Genomic DNA, 15,038 nt, shown 5'->3' with positions numbered 1-15,038 from the left:
TAGTTGATGAGCTACAACTACTATATGAACACTTCCCCGGGGACGACCCGCGGGCCGGCCGTTGTCCTGTTGACCTGCTGTCTGAGTGTCTTCGTCGCCGGGCTCGACGTCACGATCGCCAACGTCGCCCTCCCCTCCATCCAGCGGGCGCTGGACGCGCAGGTCAGCGGCCTGCAGTGGGTGATCGACGCCTACACGCTGGTCATCGCCGGCCTGCTCATGCTCTCCGGTTCCCTGGCCGACCGGTTCGGGCGCCGGCGCGTGTTCCAGGCCGGGCTCGCGCTGTTCTCGCTCGGCTCCCTGCTGTGCAGCGTCGCGCCCACCCTCGGGCTGCTGGTCGCCTTCCGCGCCCTGCAGGCGGTCGGCGGATCGATGCTCAACCCCGTCGCCATGTCGATCATCGCCAACACGTTCACCGAGCCGGCCGCGCGCGCCCGGGCGGTCGGGGCCTGGGGCGCGGTGGCGGGCCTGAGCCTGGCCGGTGGTCCGGTGCTCGGCGGTCTGCTGGTCTCCGGCCTCGGCTGGCGCTCGATCTTCTGGGTCAACGTCCCGATCGGGGCGCTGGCCATCTACCTGACCCAGCGGTTCGTCCCCGAGTCCAGGGCCGCCCGGGGCCGGCGGTTCGACCCGCTCGGGCAGCTGCTGGTCGTCGCCGTCATCGGACCGGTCACCGCCGCGATAATCGAAGGGCCCCGCCACGGCTGGGGCTCGCCGCCGATCGTCGGGCTGTTCGCCCTCGCCGCGGTCTCGGCGGCCGGGCTGGTCGGGGCCGAACGCCGGCGGTCCGAGCCGCTCGTCGACATCCGGTTCTTCCGCTCCCCCGCCTTCTCCGGGGCCGCGATCATCGCGCTGGTGGCGCTGATGACGCTCGGCGGGTTCCTGTTCCTGAACACGCTCTACCTGCAGGAGATCCGCGGGTACAGCCCGTTGCAGGCGGGCCTGCTGACCATTCCGATGGCCGCCGCGCTCGCGGCGTTCTCGCTCGTCTCCGGTCGCGTCGTGGCCGCGCGCGGCCCCCGCCCCGCGCTCGTACTGGCCGGGCTGCTGCTCGCGGCGGGAACGGGACTGCTGATCGGCACCACCGAGACGACGAGCCTGTGGTACCTCGTCCTGGCCTACCTGCTCTTCGGCGCCGGTTCCGGCCTGGTCAGCACCCCGATCACGCACACCGCCCTGTCCGGCCTGCCCCGCGATCAGGCCGGGGTCGCCGGCGCGATCGCCTCGACCTGCCGCCAGACCGGGGCCGCGATCGGCGTCGCCGTCTGCGGGGCCATCGTGGCCGGCGGCTCGGCCGGCTTCGTCACCGCCGGCCACACCGCCTGGGCCGTCCTCGCCGGCTGCGGCATCGCGACCGTGCCGCTCGGCCTGCTCTCGACCGGACGCTGGGCCCGGACCCGGGCGCAACGCGGCGGCCCGCGGCTCAATCCCCCTGTTGTGGAGGCGATCCGATGAGTTCCGACAACGACCTGGCCCGCGCGGCGTGGGCCGCCATGCAGGTCTTCGTGCAGGGCGCGGACCGGCGGCGCGCCCTGCACGCCGAGCTCGGCATCGGCAACGACAAGGCCGAACTGCTGATCAGCCTGGCCCGGGCGCCGATGACCCTGCGCGAGATCTCACGGGCGTTCGACGTCGACCCGTCCGCCGCCACCGTCGCCGCCGACCGGCTCGAGCGCCGGGGCTTCGTACGCCGGGAAGCCCACCCCGACGACAGGCGCAGCAAGCTCGTCAGCCTGACCGACAAGGGGCGACAGGCCGCCGCGACCGCGCACCGCATCATCACCGACCCGCCGGCCGCGCTCCGCGCCCTCGACGCCGACCGCCTGGCCGCCCTCACCCGGATCCTCGCGGACCTGACCGCCGAGCACCCTCAGCCCTGACGAAGGTGACCACCATGCGCAACCCCATCGGACACGCACTCCGCCATCGCCGCGCCGGGCACGACACCCTGCTCTGGGCCGATCCCGGCCTGCGGGCCCCGGAGACGTTCACGCTCACCAGCCCCGCCTTCGACCACGGCGCCCCCATCCCGCAACGGCACCGCGGCCGGCTCTTCGGCGCGAACGTCTCGCCGGCGCTGACGTGGACGGCGCCGCCCCCAGGGACCGCGGAACTCGTCCTCGTCGTGCAGGATCCCGACGTACCCATGAAGAAACCCGCGACCCATGCCCTCACCCTGGGCATCGACCCGTCGCTCACCGAGATCCCGGAGAACGGCCTCGCCGAGCCCAGCCCCGTTCCCGGCCTCCGGCACGGCAAGGGCGGACTCGGCCGCCGGGGCTGGTCCGGCCCGATGCCGCCGCGCTCGCACGGACCGCACGCCTACGTCTTCCAGCTGTTCGCCCTGGACCACCGCCCCAGCCTGCCGGGCCCCTTCACCCTCGACCAGGCGCGCACCGCCATGACCGGCCACGTCATCGCCCGGGCCCGGCTGGACGGCACGTACGAGGTCCGGTGACTACGGCTGGGCGACCTCGAGCTGCCCGTCGCGCACGCGGGTGCGCAGGGCCGTCTGGTCCGAGCTCGCCGGCCCCCGCAGCGCCCGCCCGTCCGCGAGCCGGAACACGCTGCCGTGCCACGGGCACTCCACGCACGCCTCGCCGCCGACGTCGACGGTGCGGCCCTCGGCCAGCGGGCCGCTCAGGTGCGCGCAGCGGCCCACCAGGGCGCTGAAGCGGTCGTGGTCGCGGTAAACCACGACCGGGGTTTCGCCGACGGTGTACGCGCTGAGCTTCCCCTCCGCGATCGCGCTCACCGCGTCGAGGCGGTGCCAGCCGCTCGGCACCAGGGGCAACGCGGCCGCGGCGTGGTTGGCGCCCGCGCCCAGGGCGAAGGCGAGGTGGCCGCCGAGGTACGCCCCGGCGCCCGCGACGCCCAGCCCGGCGAACGACAGCGCGCGGCCGCGCCGGTGGTCGCCGCGGGCCCGGGCCGCGAGCGAGGCGACGAAGCAGCCCAGCGCGGTGACGTTGGCCGCGGCGTGCACGAGGGCGACGCGGCGCTGCTGCGGGGAGAGTGTCGCGTAGTCGGCCAGGCCGGTGACGGCCGCGGGGACGGCCCCGGCGGTGCCGGCAGCCAGGAGCGTGGCCGCCGCGCGCCGGGAGCCGGGCGTGTCGCGCCCGGGCAGCGCGTCGAGCACGGCGGTGCTCATCCAGGCGCCGACCGGGAACTGTACGACGGCCGGGTGCAGCGGGTGGCCGATTGTCCGGCCGTGCAGCACGTCGCCGAGGCGGCCGCGGCCCGCGGTGGCCTGCGCGAGGCGGCGCACGACGTCCGCGATCCGGTCGAGCTGGGCGGCGGCCTCCAGGCGCGCGAGCAACGTAGGCATGCCGAGCGGTTGCCCGTCCGCGGGGCGCCGAAACGAATTGGGAACCGCGAGGCAACCGTTTGCACGCTCGCCCGTCCGGCGAACCGCGGAAGGCATGACGACGGCCGATCCGGGTACGGGTCCGGCATGACCGATGAGCGGCTCGAGGCCTTCGACGAGGACGTGGACGACGAGGGCGGGGACTTCGCGCAGGAGCACGACGACAGCACGCTCGCCGACGAGGTCGAGGGCGGCCCGGAGGCATCCGAGGAGCCCGAAAGCCCGCGCGGGCGAGCCGGAATGGACTGAACGCCCGTGGCAGGAGCGCGCCGGCGTAGATCTTGAGGGGGTTTGGGTGGAGCCTGCCCCCCCGACGCGAGCGCAGCGAGCCGGGAATTCAGCATGTTTGCCCGGATCTCGGGTCGGGCAGCCTCTGCGCATGACGACCATCACCGCTGACGACATCCGGGCGCTTGCGCAGTCCAACGACGCCGACCCCGCGCTCGCCCTGGCGCCGGACGGGGTCATCCTCGTACCCGAGGCTGCCGCGGCCGACGGCCACATCGTGTACACGAAGGCCGAGCTCCGCCAGGACTACGGCGAGGAGATCACCGACGTGCAGGCCGAGGTGCTCGCCGCCGGGCTCACGTCCCAGCTTCCCTGATCGCTGCCGATGTCCTGAACCGCGGCGCGGGCGCGTTCGGCGCCCGCGCGCGCCAGCTGGGCGGACAGGCCCAGGTGCCGGGTCGGGTCGAGCAGGGCCGCCAGGTCGGCCACGGTCAGGTACGTCGTGACGCGCGGGTCGCTCTCCAGCAGTCCCGCGAACGTGGACTCGCCGGCCGCCGCGCGGTGGGCCGCCTCCGACACCACGCTGTGCGCCTCCTGGCGGCCGATCACCTTGCCCAGGGCCAGCATCACCGCCTCGGAGACGATGAGGCCGCCGGTCAGGTCGAGGTTGGCCCGCATGCGCTCCGGGTCGAGCTCCAGGCCCTCGAGGACCACGGCCAGCCGGACGAGCTGGTCGCCGGCCAGGACGCAGGCGCGGGTGACGGCGTCGTCGAGCATCGCGGTGTACGCCCCGTCGGCCTCGTGGTCGGCGTGCATCGCCTCCAGCGCCTGCGGTACCAGCGCCCGGATCTGGGCCGAGATCGTCATCATGTCCTGGGAGAGCTTCGGGTTGCGCTTGTGCGGCATGGTGCTGCTGCCGACGTCGCCCGGGGCGGCGGGCTCGAGGACCTCGCCGTACTCGGTCTGCATCAGCGAGTACAACTCCCGCCCTATTTTTCCCCCGGTGCCGGCCAGCAGCGCCAGCACGCACACGTATTCGGCGAGTCCGTCGGCGGTGCTGCGGGCGGGCACGTCCATCGGCCAGAGGCCGAGCCGCTCGGCCAGGCGGGCCTGCACGCGCGGGCCGTCGGCGCCGAGGGCCGCGTGGGTGCCGACGGCGCCGCCGAGCATGGCCGCGAACACCGCCGGCTCGCAGCGGCGCATCCGGTCGAGGTGGCGCAGCAGCTCGTCGATCCACACGGCGGCCTTGAAGCCGAACGTGACGGGCACGGCGTGCTGCCCGTGGGTACGGCCGGCCATCGGCATCTCGGCCCCGCGCTCGGCGAGGTCGGCGGCGGCCGCGAGTGCCCGGCCGAGCAGGGCCAGCAGCCGCCGGTGGGCGTCGCGCAGCAGCAGCGCGTCGCCGGTCTGCGTGATGTTCTGGGTGGTGGCGCCCCAGTGCACCCAGCCGCCGTAGTCCTCCCCCACCACCCGGGTCAGCTCGGTGATGAGGGGCATCAGCGGGTGCCCGCTTTCGGCGATCCCGGCCCGGATCCGGCCCTTGTCGAGCCCCTCCAGGCGGGCCGCGGCGGCGATGGCCGCGGCGGCATCCGGCGGTACCACGCCCGCGTCCGCCTCGGCCAGGGCGAGTGCCCCCTCGACGTCCAGCCATCGCTGCCAGTGCCCGGCCGTGGTGAACAGCTTGCGGATGCCGGTCTCGGGAACGCTGTCATCGGTGAATCTGGACGGGGTCATTACACTTGCATGCCCGCAAACATCGCGATCAATCCTCGCCGCTGAGCACCTTGAGCACGCCGGTGATGTCCAGGACGCGCAGCACCATGCCGTCGGCGCCGACCGCGCGGAGCCGGACGTCGCCGGCGGCGCCGCGGCGGTACGCGTGCAGGAGCGTCGCGATGCCGGTCGAGTCGAGCAGCGTCAGGCCCCCGAGGTCGACCACGATCTCGCGGACGCCCCGCACCGCGAGGGCGTCGTCGAGGGCCAGTTCCAGGATCGGCTGGGTGCCGAGGTCGACCAGGCCGTGCAGCTGGATGTCCACCCGCACGTGCCCGGATAAGTCGCGGACAACCTGCCGGTCCGCGGTCAGGTCGCTGCCCACCGCGACAATATACCGTTGCCCGACGACAACCGATCCCGGTCGATCGGTCAGATCGCGTCGAGCTCGGCGAGGGCGTCCGCGGGCAGCTGCAGGCCCGCGCCGGCGACGTTCTCGCGCAGGTGGGCCACGGACGAGGTACCCGGGATCAGCAGCATGTTCGGCGAGCGCCGCAGCAGCCACGCCAGGGCCACCGACAGCGGCGTGCTCTCCAGGCGCTTGGCCACCGTGGCGAGCGTCTCGGACTGCAGCGGCGAGAACCCGCCGAGCGGGAAGTACGGCACGTAGGCGATGCCCTGCGCCGCGGTGAGGTCCACGAGCGCGTCGTCCTCGCGGCGGGCGATGTTGTACATGTTCTGCACGCACACCACCGGGGCGATCGCCTGGGCCTCGGCGAGCTGTACGGCGTCGACGGTGCTCAGCCCCAGGTGCCGGATGAGGCCCTGCTCGCGCAGCTCGGCCAGCGCCCCGAACTGCTCGGCGAGGGAGCCGGGCTCGGGCGCGTCGAAGCCGCCGACGCGCAGGTTGACCACGTCGAGCGCGTCGAGGCCGAGGTTGCGCAGGTTGTCGTGGACCTGGGCGCGCAGCTCGTCCGGGGTGCGCGCGTGGGGCCAGCCGCCCTGCTCGTCGCGGCGGGCGCCGACCTTGGTGACGAGGTGGAGCTGCTGCGGGTACGGGCTCAGCGCCTCGCGGATGATCTCGTTTGTCACGTGCGGGCCGTAGAAGTCGGCCGTGTCGATGTGGGTGATGCCGAGCTCGACCGCCGCACGCAGCACGGCGACGGCGGCCGCGCGGTCCTTCGGCGGGCCGAACACGCCGGGGCCGGCCAGCTGCATGGCGCCGTAGCCGAAGCGGGTCAGGTCGAGGTCGCCGACGCGGTACACGCCGCCCGGAAGGTTGTTCGCTGTCATGTCTCCAGCCTGCGCCGTGCGCGCCGGTTCAGGCAGTTCCCTGGGCTTCCTGGGAGTGACAGGACCAGGATGGCGGTACCACCCCGGCCGTAGGCTGGTCCGGTGAGTACGAACGCGCTCGGCGCATACCTGCGGGCGCGGCGCGAGCTCGTCGACCCCGCCGACGCCGGACTGCGCGTGGTGGGCGTGCGGCGCACGCCCGGGCTGCGCCGCGAGGAGGTCGCCACCCTCGCCGGCATCAGCGCCGACTACTACCTGCGCCTCGAGCAGGGCCGCGACCGCAACCCGTCGGCGCCGGTGCTGGAGGCGATCGCGCGGGTCTTCGGGCTGGACGCGGAGGCGACGCAGTACCTGCTGAGCCTCACCGCGGCCCGCCCGCGCGCCCCGCGCCGGCCCCGCCGCGAGACCGTCCCGGCCGGCGTGCGCCAGCTGCTGGACGTGCTGGACCTGCCCGCGTTCGTGGAGAGCCGCATGTTCGAGGTGCTCGCCACGAACCGCCTCGCCACCGCGCTCTCGCCCCGGATCCGCCCCGGCACCAACCGGCTGCGCGACATCTTCCTCGACCCCGACGAGCGCGACCTGCTGCCCGACTGGGAGCAGGCCCTGGGCGGCATGGTGGCGGCGTTCCGCACCTCGGTCGCGGCCGACGCCGGCGACCCGCGGGTCGAGCAGCTCGTCGGCGAGCTGTCCCTGGCCAGCGAGCCGTTCCGCCGCCTGTGGGCGCGCCACGACGTGAAGCCCCTCGCGGGCGCGCCGATGCGGCTGCGCCACCCGGACGTCGGCCTGCTGGAGCTGCGCCGGGAGAAGCTCTCGATCGGCGACTCGGGAGGGCAACTGCTGGTGGTGTACCACGCCGAGCCCGGCTCGGACAGCGCGCGCGCCCTGGCCCTGCTCGGCTCGCTCGCGGCCCCGATCGCCACCGGGAACCGCCCGGCGATATAGACCGCGGCGGCTCCCCGATATAGATCTGGTATCGCGTTCTGCCAGTCTCCGCCGGGTACCGCGACGACGCGGACGGCCCCTAGGCCGCAGCCTGAGGGCCGTCCGTCGCGCGCCGGGTCACCTCAGCGCAGGACATGCTCCCGCTCGTAGCTGCCGGTGTAGTAGTCACCGACCTGGCGCCGGTAGTCGTCCGTGCCGAAGGTGCTCTCGTCGTACTCCGGCGAGCGCTTGATCTGGTCCTTCGTCCGGTCGACGTACACCTTGCGCTCCGCGTGGTCGACGTTGTTCACCGTCCCGGCGGGCAGCAGCACCTTGCGGCCGAAGATCCACGGCCCGGTGTCCACCACCAGCCAGGAGTTGCCGACCTCGTAGCTGGCCCCGTCGATCGACCCGATGTGGCCGTCGAGCGCCTCCACCCGGTACCCACTGAGGTCCAGGTCGTTACGGCGCTCCTCCGGCATCCGGTGATCGTCCGCCTCCGGGGCGAACGTGTCTCGCCACGCCCACGGCAGGAATGTGATCGGCTGCATGAGAGCCTCCTTTCACTCGTCCTACCGTCGGGTTACCCGCCGAGGATGTGCTCAACCGTCGATGGCTCCGCCGCGGAGCCAGGCGACGTACGGGTGGTCGGGCTTCACGTACTGCATCACGTTGACCAAGCGCTGGAATCGCGGCGGCAGGACGGCCGCCACGGATAGCTTGAGTTCTGGAACTCGAGCTCGACGCCGCCGTCGTCGCCGAGGCGCCGGAACACGCCCCTGGCCCCCGTGAAGCCGCGCTCCCGCAGCCAGGGTGCGACCTGGTTCGCGAGCATCTGCCGGCAGGCCCGCCGCACGTCGCTGGGCACGATGATCAGCGTAGTAGGGTCGGCGGGATCACGAGCGTGGAAAGGATGCCACGGTGGCGTTACGAGTCGGGATCGGCCTGCCCCAGCTCAAGGACTTCGACCCGCGCACGGCGGTCACGCGCGCCGCGCGCGCGGTGGAGGAGATGGGGTACGACAGCGTCTGGGTCTTCGAGCGGTTCCTGCTCCCCCGGGACCAGAGCGGGCCCCACGGGCTCTACAACGTGCCCGATGCGCCCTGGCCGGTGCGGTACGGCGGGGTGCTCGACCCGCTCGTCGCGCTCACCCTCGCCGCCGCCGTCACCGAGCGGGTCGAGCTCGGCACGTGTGTGCTCGTCGCGCCGCTGCACGTGCCGGCTCGCCTGGCCCGCACGCTGTCCAGCATCGACGCGGTCAGCGGCGGGCGCGTCGTCGCCGGGCTCGGCGCGGGCTGGAGCATCGACGAGTTCGCGGCGCTCGCCCCGCGCCCGTTCGCGGAGCGGGGCGCGGCGCTGGACGAGCTCCTCGACGTGTCCGAGGCCCTCTGGAAGCCGGACCCGGTGTCGTACCGCAACGAGCGCTGGACGGTCGCCCCGGCCGAGGTGGGCCCGAAGCCGGCCCGGCGCATCCCGGTGTACCTCGGCGGGTTCTCGGACGCGGCCCTGTGCCGCATCGCCCGCCGCGGCGACGGCTGGCTGCCCACCGGCCTGCCGCCCGCGGTCGCCGGCGCGACCCTGGCCCGGCTGCGGGAGATGGCCGCCGCGAACGGCCGCGACCCGTCCTCGATCGGGTGCACGTTCCAGGTCGGGCTCGGCGGCACCCTGCGGGAGGTGCCGGCGGAGGGGCGCCGGCCGTACACCGGCAGCATCGGGCAGATCGTGGACGACATCGCGGCGCTGGCGGACGCGGGCATCGACCATGTGTTCCTCACGGTGTCGAACCTCGTGACCGACCTGGACGCGTACGTCGACGTCGCCGGCGAGTTCCACGCCGCCCTGCGCGCCGCGGGCCTGACGTGACCGGCGCGATCGAGGCGGCCGCGGCGCTCGTCGCCGGCGCGCACAGCGTCGTCGTGTTCACCGGGGCCGGGATGTCGGCCGAGAGCGGCGTGCCCACGTTCCGCGACGACCTGACCGGGCTGTGGGCCCGCTTCGACGCGGAGCGGCTCGCCACGCCCGAGGCCTTCCACGCCGACCCCGACCTCGTGTGGGGCTGGTACGAGTGGCGCCGCTCCCGGGCCCGGCGGGCCGAGCCGAACGCGGGGCACCGCGCGGTCGCCGCGCTCGAGGCGGCCGTCCCGGGCACCACGGTCGTCACGCAGAACGTCGACGACCTGCACGAGCGGGCCGGCAGTGCCGCCCCCAACCACCTGCACGGCAGCCTGTTCGCGCCGCGGTGCATCGGCGCCGGGGCGCACCCGGCCGTGTTCCCGGACGCCGAGGAGCCGCAGGAGGGCCGCCGCCTCGCCCCGCCGCGGTGCGACGCGTGCGGGGCGCTGGTGCGTCCGGGCGTCGTGTGGTTCGGCGAGGCGCTGCCGGAGGAGGCCCTCCGCGCGGCGGTGGCGGCCGCCGCGAGCTGCGACGTGCTGCTGACGGTGGGCACGTCCGGCGTGGTGTACCCGGCCGCGGAGATCCCGCGCATCGCGGCCCGCGCCGGTGCCGCGGTCGTCCAGGTGAACCCGGACCCGACCCCGCTCGACGCGGTGAGCACGCTGAACCTGCGCGGTACCGCGGCCACGATCCTGCCCGCCCTCGTCCCCGTTTGAGGCGCGCCCGGCGGGTAGGGCAGCGCCATGGTGGACGTACAGCATCATCGTGCCGAGACCAACGGCGTCCGGCTGCACTACGTCACCGCCGGGCACGGGCCCGTCGTGCTCGGCCTGCACGGCTGGCCCGAGTCGCACCGGCAGTATCTGCGCCTCATCGAGCGCTTCGCCGACCGGTACCGGTTCATCGCCCCCGACCTTCGCGGGTGCGGCGACAGCGACAAACCGTTCGGCGGCTACGAGCCCAACACGATCGCGGCCGACCTGCTCGGGCTGCTCGAGGCCGAGGGCGTCGAGCGGTTCCACATCGTCGGCCACGACCTCGGCGGGCCGCCGGCCGTCGCGCTCGCGTACGCGGCGGGTGATCGGGCGCTGTCGCTCTCCACGATCGAGACGCCGTTCTTCGGCCTGGACTACCCGGGCTACGTCGATCCGATGGTGAACTACTGGCACCTCGGCATGCATGCGCACATGGACATCACGCGGATGCTGCTCGAGGGGCGCGAGGAGCAGTACCTGCGCCACTTCTTCCGCGACTTCGCCTACAACCCCGACGCGGTGGCCGAGGACGAGGTGCAGGCGTACGCCGCGCTGATGCGCCAGCCCGGCACGCTGCGCGGGAGCCTGAACCTGTACGGGTACATCCCGCAGATGACCGAGCAGACCCGGGAACTGGTGGCCCGGAAGCTGCCGGTGCCCATGATGGCCTGGGGCGGCGAGGCGTCGTTCGGCTCGCACTGCATCGACAGCGCCCGGGCCATCGCCGAGGAGGCGCACGGCGGGGTGATCGAACGGTGCGGGCACTGGGTGTTCCAGGAGCGGCCCGGCTTCATCGGCGACAAGCTCGACCGGTTCTGGGCCGGCAAGGAGGTGTGAGGGCCGCCGGGGCGGGGTGTGTGAACAGAACGTCCGGTGGGCATAGACAGGCCATGCCATGGGTCCTGTGGGTGCTCGCCGGCGCCGTCGCCCTGCGCGGGCTCGGGGGGCTGCTGCTCGTCTGGGACCGCCGGCAGCTGCGGCGGGGCGGTTGCGCAACGGTTGTGCGGCGGGTCGCCTCAGGTTCCGGAATCGTCCGCCGATGAGCCGATCGGCGCTCCGGGCGCCGTATCGCAGTCGGCGGGGGGTTCTACGGTGGCGCAGCAGGGTGTGCAGGTCACGGTCGCACGCGGGCGGTTGACCGCGGCGGTGGCCGACCGCGGGGTCATCACCAAGGCCTTCCTGACCGTCCTGCTCGTCACGCTCGTGGCGGCCGCGGTCGCGATCCTGTCGCTGAACCGGATGTCGCGGCTCAACAGCGACCTGCACGACGTGAAGACCCGCCACCTCGAGAGCTCCCAGCAGCTGACCCAGATGCGCGCCGGCATGGCCGACATGTACCGCAGCATGCTGGTGTACTCGCTGCTCTCGGCCGGCGGGTCGCAGAGCCAGGCCGCCCAGTTCCGCACCGCCGCCGCCACCGCCGACGAGCGCGTCGACGCCGCGGTCGCCGCCTACCACAGCCTCGCGGCCGGGTCGAGCGAGCGGCTCGGCGCGCTGCAGAAGGTCACGGACAACGTCGGCCAGTACCGCGCCCTGCGCGACGTCGTCGTCTTCCACGGGGCCCCGCCGTCCGGCTTCACCATGCCGGCCCAGGACAAGATCCTGGCGATGTCGACGCAGTACGAGATCAGCCGCATCATCGCGCGCATCAACGACTACCAGCTCACCATCGCCTCGGCGGTGGAGGAGCAGTCGGCCACGACCGCGGAGATGAGCCGCAGCGTCGGCGAGGCCGCGCACGGCGCGACGAACATCGCGGGCAACATCTCGGGCGTGGCCCAGGCCGCCCAGGCCACGTCGGCGACCCTGGCCGAGGCGGACACCACGGTGACGGAGCTCTCGCGCCCGGCGGCCGACCTCCAGCGCGAGGTCGGCCGCTTCAAGCTGTAATTCCAGCTCGCTTCGCTCGCGGTGGGGGAGCTTCGCTCCACCCACACCCCCTCGAGATCTACGCCCGCTTGCTCTTGCGGCTGACGGGCGCGCGAGGACGAGGCGGGTCCACGCCGCGGCCGTCCGTCGCGTCGAGGATCTGCTCGACCGGGTCGCCCCGATCTTCACCGCCAGGTCGAGCCGTCCGCGCTCCGCTACCCGGCCCCGCGGCCCCGTAACGGCTATCGTCGAGCGGGTGGCCCGCTTCACCGTCTCCGTCGAGGTCCGCGCCCCCGCCGCGAAGGTCTGGGCCGCGCTCACCGACTGGCGCAACCACGCCCGCTGGGCGCCGCTGACGACCGTGCGCCTGACCACCGAGCGGATGGACGGGCTCGGGGCCGGCTTCGTCGCGCGCTCCGGGCTCGGCCCGCTCGGCTTCGACGACCCGATGACCGTGGTGCGCTGGGAGCCGCCGCAGGGCGATGCGCCGGGCCGGTGCGACGTCGACAAGCACGGCCGGGTGATCCGGGGCAAGGCGTGGTTCGTGGTGGTACCGCGGCCGGACGACCATTGCCGGGTGGACTGGTTCGAGGACGTGACGGTCGTGCCGCACCGCCTGGACCGGGTGACCGGCGGCCTCGTCGCGCTGGCCGGCCGGGCCGGTTTCGGGCAGGCCCTGCGCAAGATGGCCCGCGAGGCCGAGCGCTAGACTCTCGCCCGTGACCCGGTTTGCCGCCGACATCGTCGCGGATCTGCGCCGGCGCATCCTCGCCGGCGACCTGCGGCCGGGCCACGACATCCCCAGCGCCAAGGACATCATGGCCGAGTGGGACGCGACCATGGCGACCGCGTACAAGGCGATGACGCTCCTGCGCGAGGAGGGGCTCGCGGCCAAGCACCGCGGCCCCGGTCTCATCGTCACCGCCGACGCGCCCGCCGTCGCCGCCGCGTGGCAGCCGCCGCCCGCCCACGGCGACGTGACCCGGGCCCGCATCGTGAACGCCGCGATCGAGCTCGCCGACGCCGACGGGCTGGGCAACCTGTCGCTGCGCCTCATCGGCCAGCGCGCGGGCGGCCTCGTCACCGGCACGTTCTACAAGTGGGTGCAGGACCGGGCCGAGCTCGAGGTGCTCATGGCCGACGCGGTGTTCGCCAAGCATCCGCCGCCGAAGCCGGCCGGGGGCTGGCGGGCGCAGCTGGAGCGGCTGAGCCGGCTGCAGTGGCGGCTGTACCGCCAGCACCCGTGGCTGGCGCTGACCGTCTCGTTCGCGGACCCGTCGCTCAGCCCGAACGTGGCCGCGCACCTCGCGTGGGCGGAGCGGGCGCTGGCGGACCGGCCGGACGCCGCCCCGCTGGCCGCGGCGTTGGCGAACTTCGTGCGCGGCAGCGCGATGCACCTCGAGCAGGAGGACCGCAGGGCGCGCAAGGCCGAGGCGGAGGCGGACGCTGCGCTGTTCGAATTCGGTCTGCAACACCTGCTCGACGGCTTCGAGCGCGCCGCAGGTTATCACCTGCACTGAATCGACGCACGAATCGACGCAAGAGTTGAAGTCGGCCGAGGTCACGGCTACCGTCGAGTTCACAGGCGCTCAAGCAGCGGGCGTCCGGCTCGAAGCAATCCAGTCCGTGATTCCCGCTGCCGTGAGGTCTGCCTTCATGACGATCGAAATGCACCGTGACCCCGCCACGCCCCTGGACGCCCCGGTCTCCACCGCCGCACGCCGCCGGGCCGGGGACGCCGAGGCGCTCGCCCTGCTCAGCCTGCTCGCCGACCTGCCGGACGGCCCGGACCGCCGCCGGGTCCGCGGCCGCGTGATCGAGCTGTACCTGCCCCTGGCCCACCACCTCGCGGGCCGCTTCCGCAACCGCGGCGAGCAGCAGGACGACCTCGAGCAGGTCGCGATCGTCGGCCTCATCAAGGCGGTGGACGGCTTCGACCCGGCGAACGGGGCCGCCTTCGTCGGGTACGCCATCCCCACCATCACCGGCGAGCTCAAGCGCCACTTCCGGGACCGCTGCTGGGACGTCCGGGTCCCCCGGCGCATCCAGGAGACGCGCCTGCGCATCAACCGCGTGACGGGCGAGCTGAGCCAGCGCCTGGGCCGCTCCCCCACCATCACCGACCTGGCCGCCGAGATCGACGCGAGCGAGGAGGACGTGATCGAGGCCCTGGACGCCGGCCGCGCGTACCGCACCCTGAGCCTCGACGCCCCGTCCTCGACCGGCGACGCCGAGGGCCCGACCGACCTGGGCAACCTGCTGGGCGAGACCGACCCGGCCCTGGAGCAGTTCGAGGCCCGCGAGGCCCTGCGCCCGCTGCTGGCCCGCCTGCCGGAGCGCGAGCAGCGCATCATCGCGATGCGCTTCTTCGGCAACCGCACCCAGTCCCAGATCGCCGCAGAGCTGGGTCTGTCCCAGATGCACATCTCGCGCCTGCTGGCCAAGGCCCTGCAGACCTTGCGAGGCCAGCTCGCCCGCGGCTGATCCGCCCGCGACAGCCATTCGCGAGCATGACCGCGCCCGACCGGCGTAGCCCCGCTCAGCCGCGGCAGCAGATCAGCGTGATCGGCCTCGTCGGCCCTTGGCGAGCCGGTCCCCGTCCGTGGCGGGCCGTCGCGGAACTCCCATGGGATGGAGGTGCGCCATCATGCCGACGACAGGGCACCTGACCTTGGCTGCTCAGCCGATCGCACAGTGCGGCCGCGGGCCGCGGCGAGCGTGCGGCGGCACGGTGTCGGCATGCGTCGTCGTGTCGGCGAAGGTGGCCTCGGCCACCGGTCGCCTCGACGAGCAATACGGTGAGACCACCGAGCAGCGGCCTGATGGCGAGACCGCTCCAGTACCGCGAGCCGAGCCGCACGACCGCGAGACCCAGCGCGACGAGCAGCGCCGCGCTGACCCACCGCAGCCGCCGCTCACCCGCGGCCCCGATCAATGGCACGCGGCGGATCATCCGGACGCCAGCGCTTCGGCAAGCATGCCTGATTTCTGACAACCAGCGCGCT

At 73.7% G+C, this 15,038-nt stretch carries 21 protein-coding genes; 15 read left to right on the top strand and 6 right to left on the bottom strand.

Going from position 1 to position 15,038, the window contains the following annotated elements:
• Positions 1-24 precede the first annotated feature (24 nt).
• From ACPPVO_RS27835 to ACPPVO_RS27825, 3 genes are read left to right on the top strand one after another with little or no spacing between them, the layout of a single operon-like run.
• Entirely contained in the window at positions 25-1,452 is a 1,428-nt protein-coding gene (locus ACPPVO_RS27835) for an MFS transporter (RefSeq protein WP_426514097.1), read from the top strand.
• Positions 1,449-1,877, top strand: a complete 429-nt coding sequence (locus ACPPVO_RS27830; RefSeq protein WP_426514096.1) for a MarR family transcriptional regulator — start codon at positions 1,449-1,451, stop codon at positions 1,875-1,877. Before ACPPVO_RS27835 ends, ACPPVO_RS27830 begins: the two co-directional genes overlap by 4 nt.
• Positions 1,878-1,891: 14 nt before the next feature.
• A complete protein-coding gene (locus ACPPVO_RS27825) occupies positions 1,892-2,455 on the top strand; it encodes a YbhB/YbcL family Raf kinase inhibitor-like protein (protein WP_426514095.1) in 564 nt (187 codons plus the stop codon).
• Here ACPPVO_RS27825 and ACPPVO_RS27820 read toward each other — a convergent pair whose 3' ends face one another.
• Positions 2,456-3,322, bottom strand: coding sequence for a DUF2231 domain-containing protein (locus tag ACPPVO_RS27820; RefSeq protein WP_426514094.1), 867 nt, complete (start codon positions 3,320-3,322; stop codon positions 2,456-2,458).
• A 126-nt stretch (positions 3,323-3,448) separates the two neighbouring features.
• Here ACPPVO_RS27820 and ACPPVO_RS27815 point away from each other — a divergent pair, with 126 nt between their 5' ends.
• Positions 3,449-3,610 carry a hypothetical protein gene (locus tag ACPPVO_RS27815; RefSeq protein ID WP_426514093.1) on the top strand — a complete coding sequence of 54 codons (162 nt, stop codon included), beginning with the start codon at positions 3,449-3,451 and terminating at the stop codon, positions 3,608-3,610.
• Positions 3,611-3,740: 130 nt separating this feature from the next.
• Positions 3,741-3,965: a hypothetical protein gene (locus tag ACPPVO_RS27810; protein ID WP_426514092.1), complete on the top strand. Its 225-nt coding sequence runs from the start codon at positions 3,741-3,743 to the stop codon at positions 3,963-3,965.
• Here the strand turns inward: ACPPVO_RS27810 and ACPPVO_RS27805 are convergent.
• From ACPPVO_RS27805 to ACPPVO_RS27795, 3 genes are read right to left on the bottom strand one after another with little or no spacing between them, the layout of a single operon-like run.
• Entirely contained in the window at positions 3,896-5,323 is a 1,428-nt protein-coding gene (locus ACPPVO_RS27805) for a class-II fumarase/aspartase family protein (RefSeq protein WP_426514091.1), read from the bottom strand. The genes ACPPVO_RS27810 and ACPPVO_RS27805 overlap by 70 nt on opposite strands.
• A gap of 28 nt (positions 5,324-5,351) precedes the next feature.
• A complete protein-coding gene (locus tag ACPPVO_RS27800) occupies positions 5,352-5,687 on the bottom strand; it encodes an STAS domain-containing protein (RefSeq protein ID WP_426514090.1) in 336 nt (111 codons plus the stop codon).
• 47 nt (positions 5,688-5,734) lie between these two features.
• Complete coding sequence (locus ACPPVO_RS27795; protein WP_426514089.1) at positions 5,735-6,595, bottom strand: oxidoreductase; 861 nt, start codon at positions 6,593-6,595, stop codon at positions 5,735-5,737.
• Positions 6,596-6,697: 102 nt separating this feature from the next.
• Here ACPPVO_RS27795 and ACPPVO_RS27790 point away from each other — a divergent pair, with 102 nt between their 5' ends.
• Entirely contained in the window at positions 6,698-7,537 is an 840-nt protein-coding gene (locus ACPPVO_RS27790) for a helix-turn-helix domain-containing protein (RefSeq protein ID WP_426514088.1), read from the top strand.
• Positions 7,538-7,659: 122 nt separating this feature from the next.
• Here ACPPVO_RS27790 and ACPPVO_RS27785 read toward each other — a convergent pair whose 3' ends face one another.
• Together ACPPVO_RS27785 and ACPPVO_RS27780 are read right to left on the bottom strand one after the other, a co-directional pair.
• Positions 7,660-8,067 (bottom strand): PRC-barrel domain containing protein, encoded by a 408-nt coding sequence (locus ACPPVO_RS27785; RefSeq protein WP_426514087.1) that lies wholly within the window; start codon positions 8,065-8,067, stop codon positions 7,660-7,662.
• A gap of 116 nt (positions 8,068-8,183) precedes the next feature.
• Positions 8,184-8,384 (bottom strand): DUF4304 domain-containing protein, encoded by a 201-nt coding sequence (locus ACPPVO_RS27780; protein WP_426514086.1) that lies wholly within the window; start codon positions 8,382-8,384, stop codon positions 8,184-8,186.
• Positions 8,385-8,437: 53 nt separating this feature from the next.
• Between ACPPVO_RS27780 and ACPPVO_RS27775 the strand changes: the two genes are divergently transcribed.
• From ACPPVO_RS27775 to ACPPVO_RS27735, 9 genes are all read left to right on the top strand, one after another.
• Entirely contained in the window at positions 8,438-9,379 is a 942-nt protein-coding gene (locus tag ACPPVO_RS27775; RefSeq protein WP_426514085.1) for a TIGR03619 family F420-dependent LLM class oxidoreductase, read from the top strand.
• Complete coding sequence (locus ACPPVO_RS27770; protein ID WP_426514084.1) at positions 9,376-10,125, top strand: SIR2 family NAD-dependent protein deacylase; 750 nt, start codon at positions 9,376-9,378, stop codon at positions 10,123-10,125. The genes ACPPVO_RS27775 and ACPPVO_RS27770 overlap by 4 nt, the downstream gene beginning before the upstream one ends.
• Positions 10,126-10,152: 27 nt before the next feature.
• Entirely contained in the window at positions 10,153-11,001 is an 849-nt protein-coding gene (locus ACPPVO_RS27765; protein WP_426514083.1) for an alpha/beta fold hydrolase, read from the top strand.
• A 53-nt stretch (positions 11,002-11,054) separates the two neighbouring features.
• On the top strand, positions 11,055-11,207 hold the full coding sequence (locus tag ACPPVO_RS27760; RefSeq protein ID WP_426514082.1) for a hypothetical protein: 153 nt from the start codon (positions 11,055-11,057) through the stop codon (positions 11,205-11,207).
• A 49-nt stretch (positions 11,208-11,256) separates the two neighbouring features.
• On the top strand, positions 11,257-12,054 hold the full coding sequence (locus ACPPVO_RS27755; protein ID WP_426514081.1) for an MCP four helix bundle domain-containing protein: 798 nt from the start codon (positions 11,257-11,259) through the stop codon (positions 12,052-12,054).
• 235 nt (positions 12,055-12,289) lie between these two features.
• On the top strand, positions 12,290-12,742 hold the full coding sequence (locus ACPPVO_RS27750; RefSeq protein ID WP_426514080.1) for an SRPBCC family protein: 453 nt from the start codon (positions 12,290-12,292) through the stop codon (positions 12,740-12,742).
• A gap of 10 nt (positions 12,743-12,752) precedes the next feature.
• Complete coding sequence (locus ACPPVO_RS27745; protein WP_426514079.1) at positions 12,753-13,553, top strand: GntR family transcriptional regulator; 801 nt, start codon at positions 12,753-12,755, stop codon at positions 13,551-13,553.
• A 136-nt stretch (positions 13,554-13,689) separates the two neighbouring features.
• On the top strand, positions 13,690-14,517 hold the full coding sequence (locus tag ACPPVO_RS27740) for an RNA polymerase sigma factor SigF (protein WP_426514078.1): 828 nt from the start codon (positions 13,690-13,692) through the stop codon (positions 14,515-14,517).
• 163 nt (positions 14,518-14,680) lie between these two features.
• Complete coding sequence (locus ACPPVO_RS27735; protein ID WP_426514077.1) at positions 14,681-15,025, top strand: hypothetical protein; 345 nt, start codon at positions 14,681-14,683, stop codon at positions 15,023-15,025.
• The last annotated feature ends 13 nt before the right edge of the window (positions 15,026-15,038 follow it).

It is taken from the genome of Dactylosporangium sp. McL0621 (genome assembly GCF_049995355.1).
Lineage (GTDB): Bacteria > Actinomycetota > Actinomycetes > Mycobacteriales > Micromonosporaceae > Dactylosporangium.
This window is presented reverse-complemented; position numbering and strand designations above follow the sequence as displayed.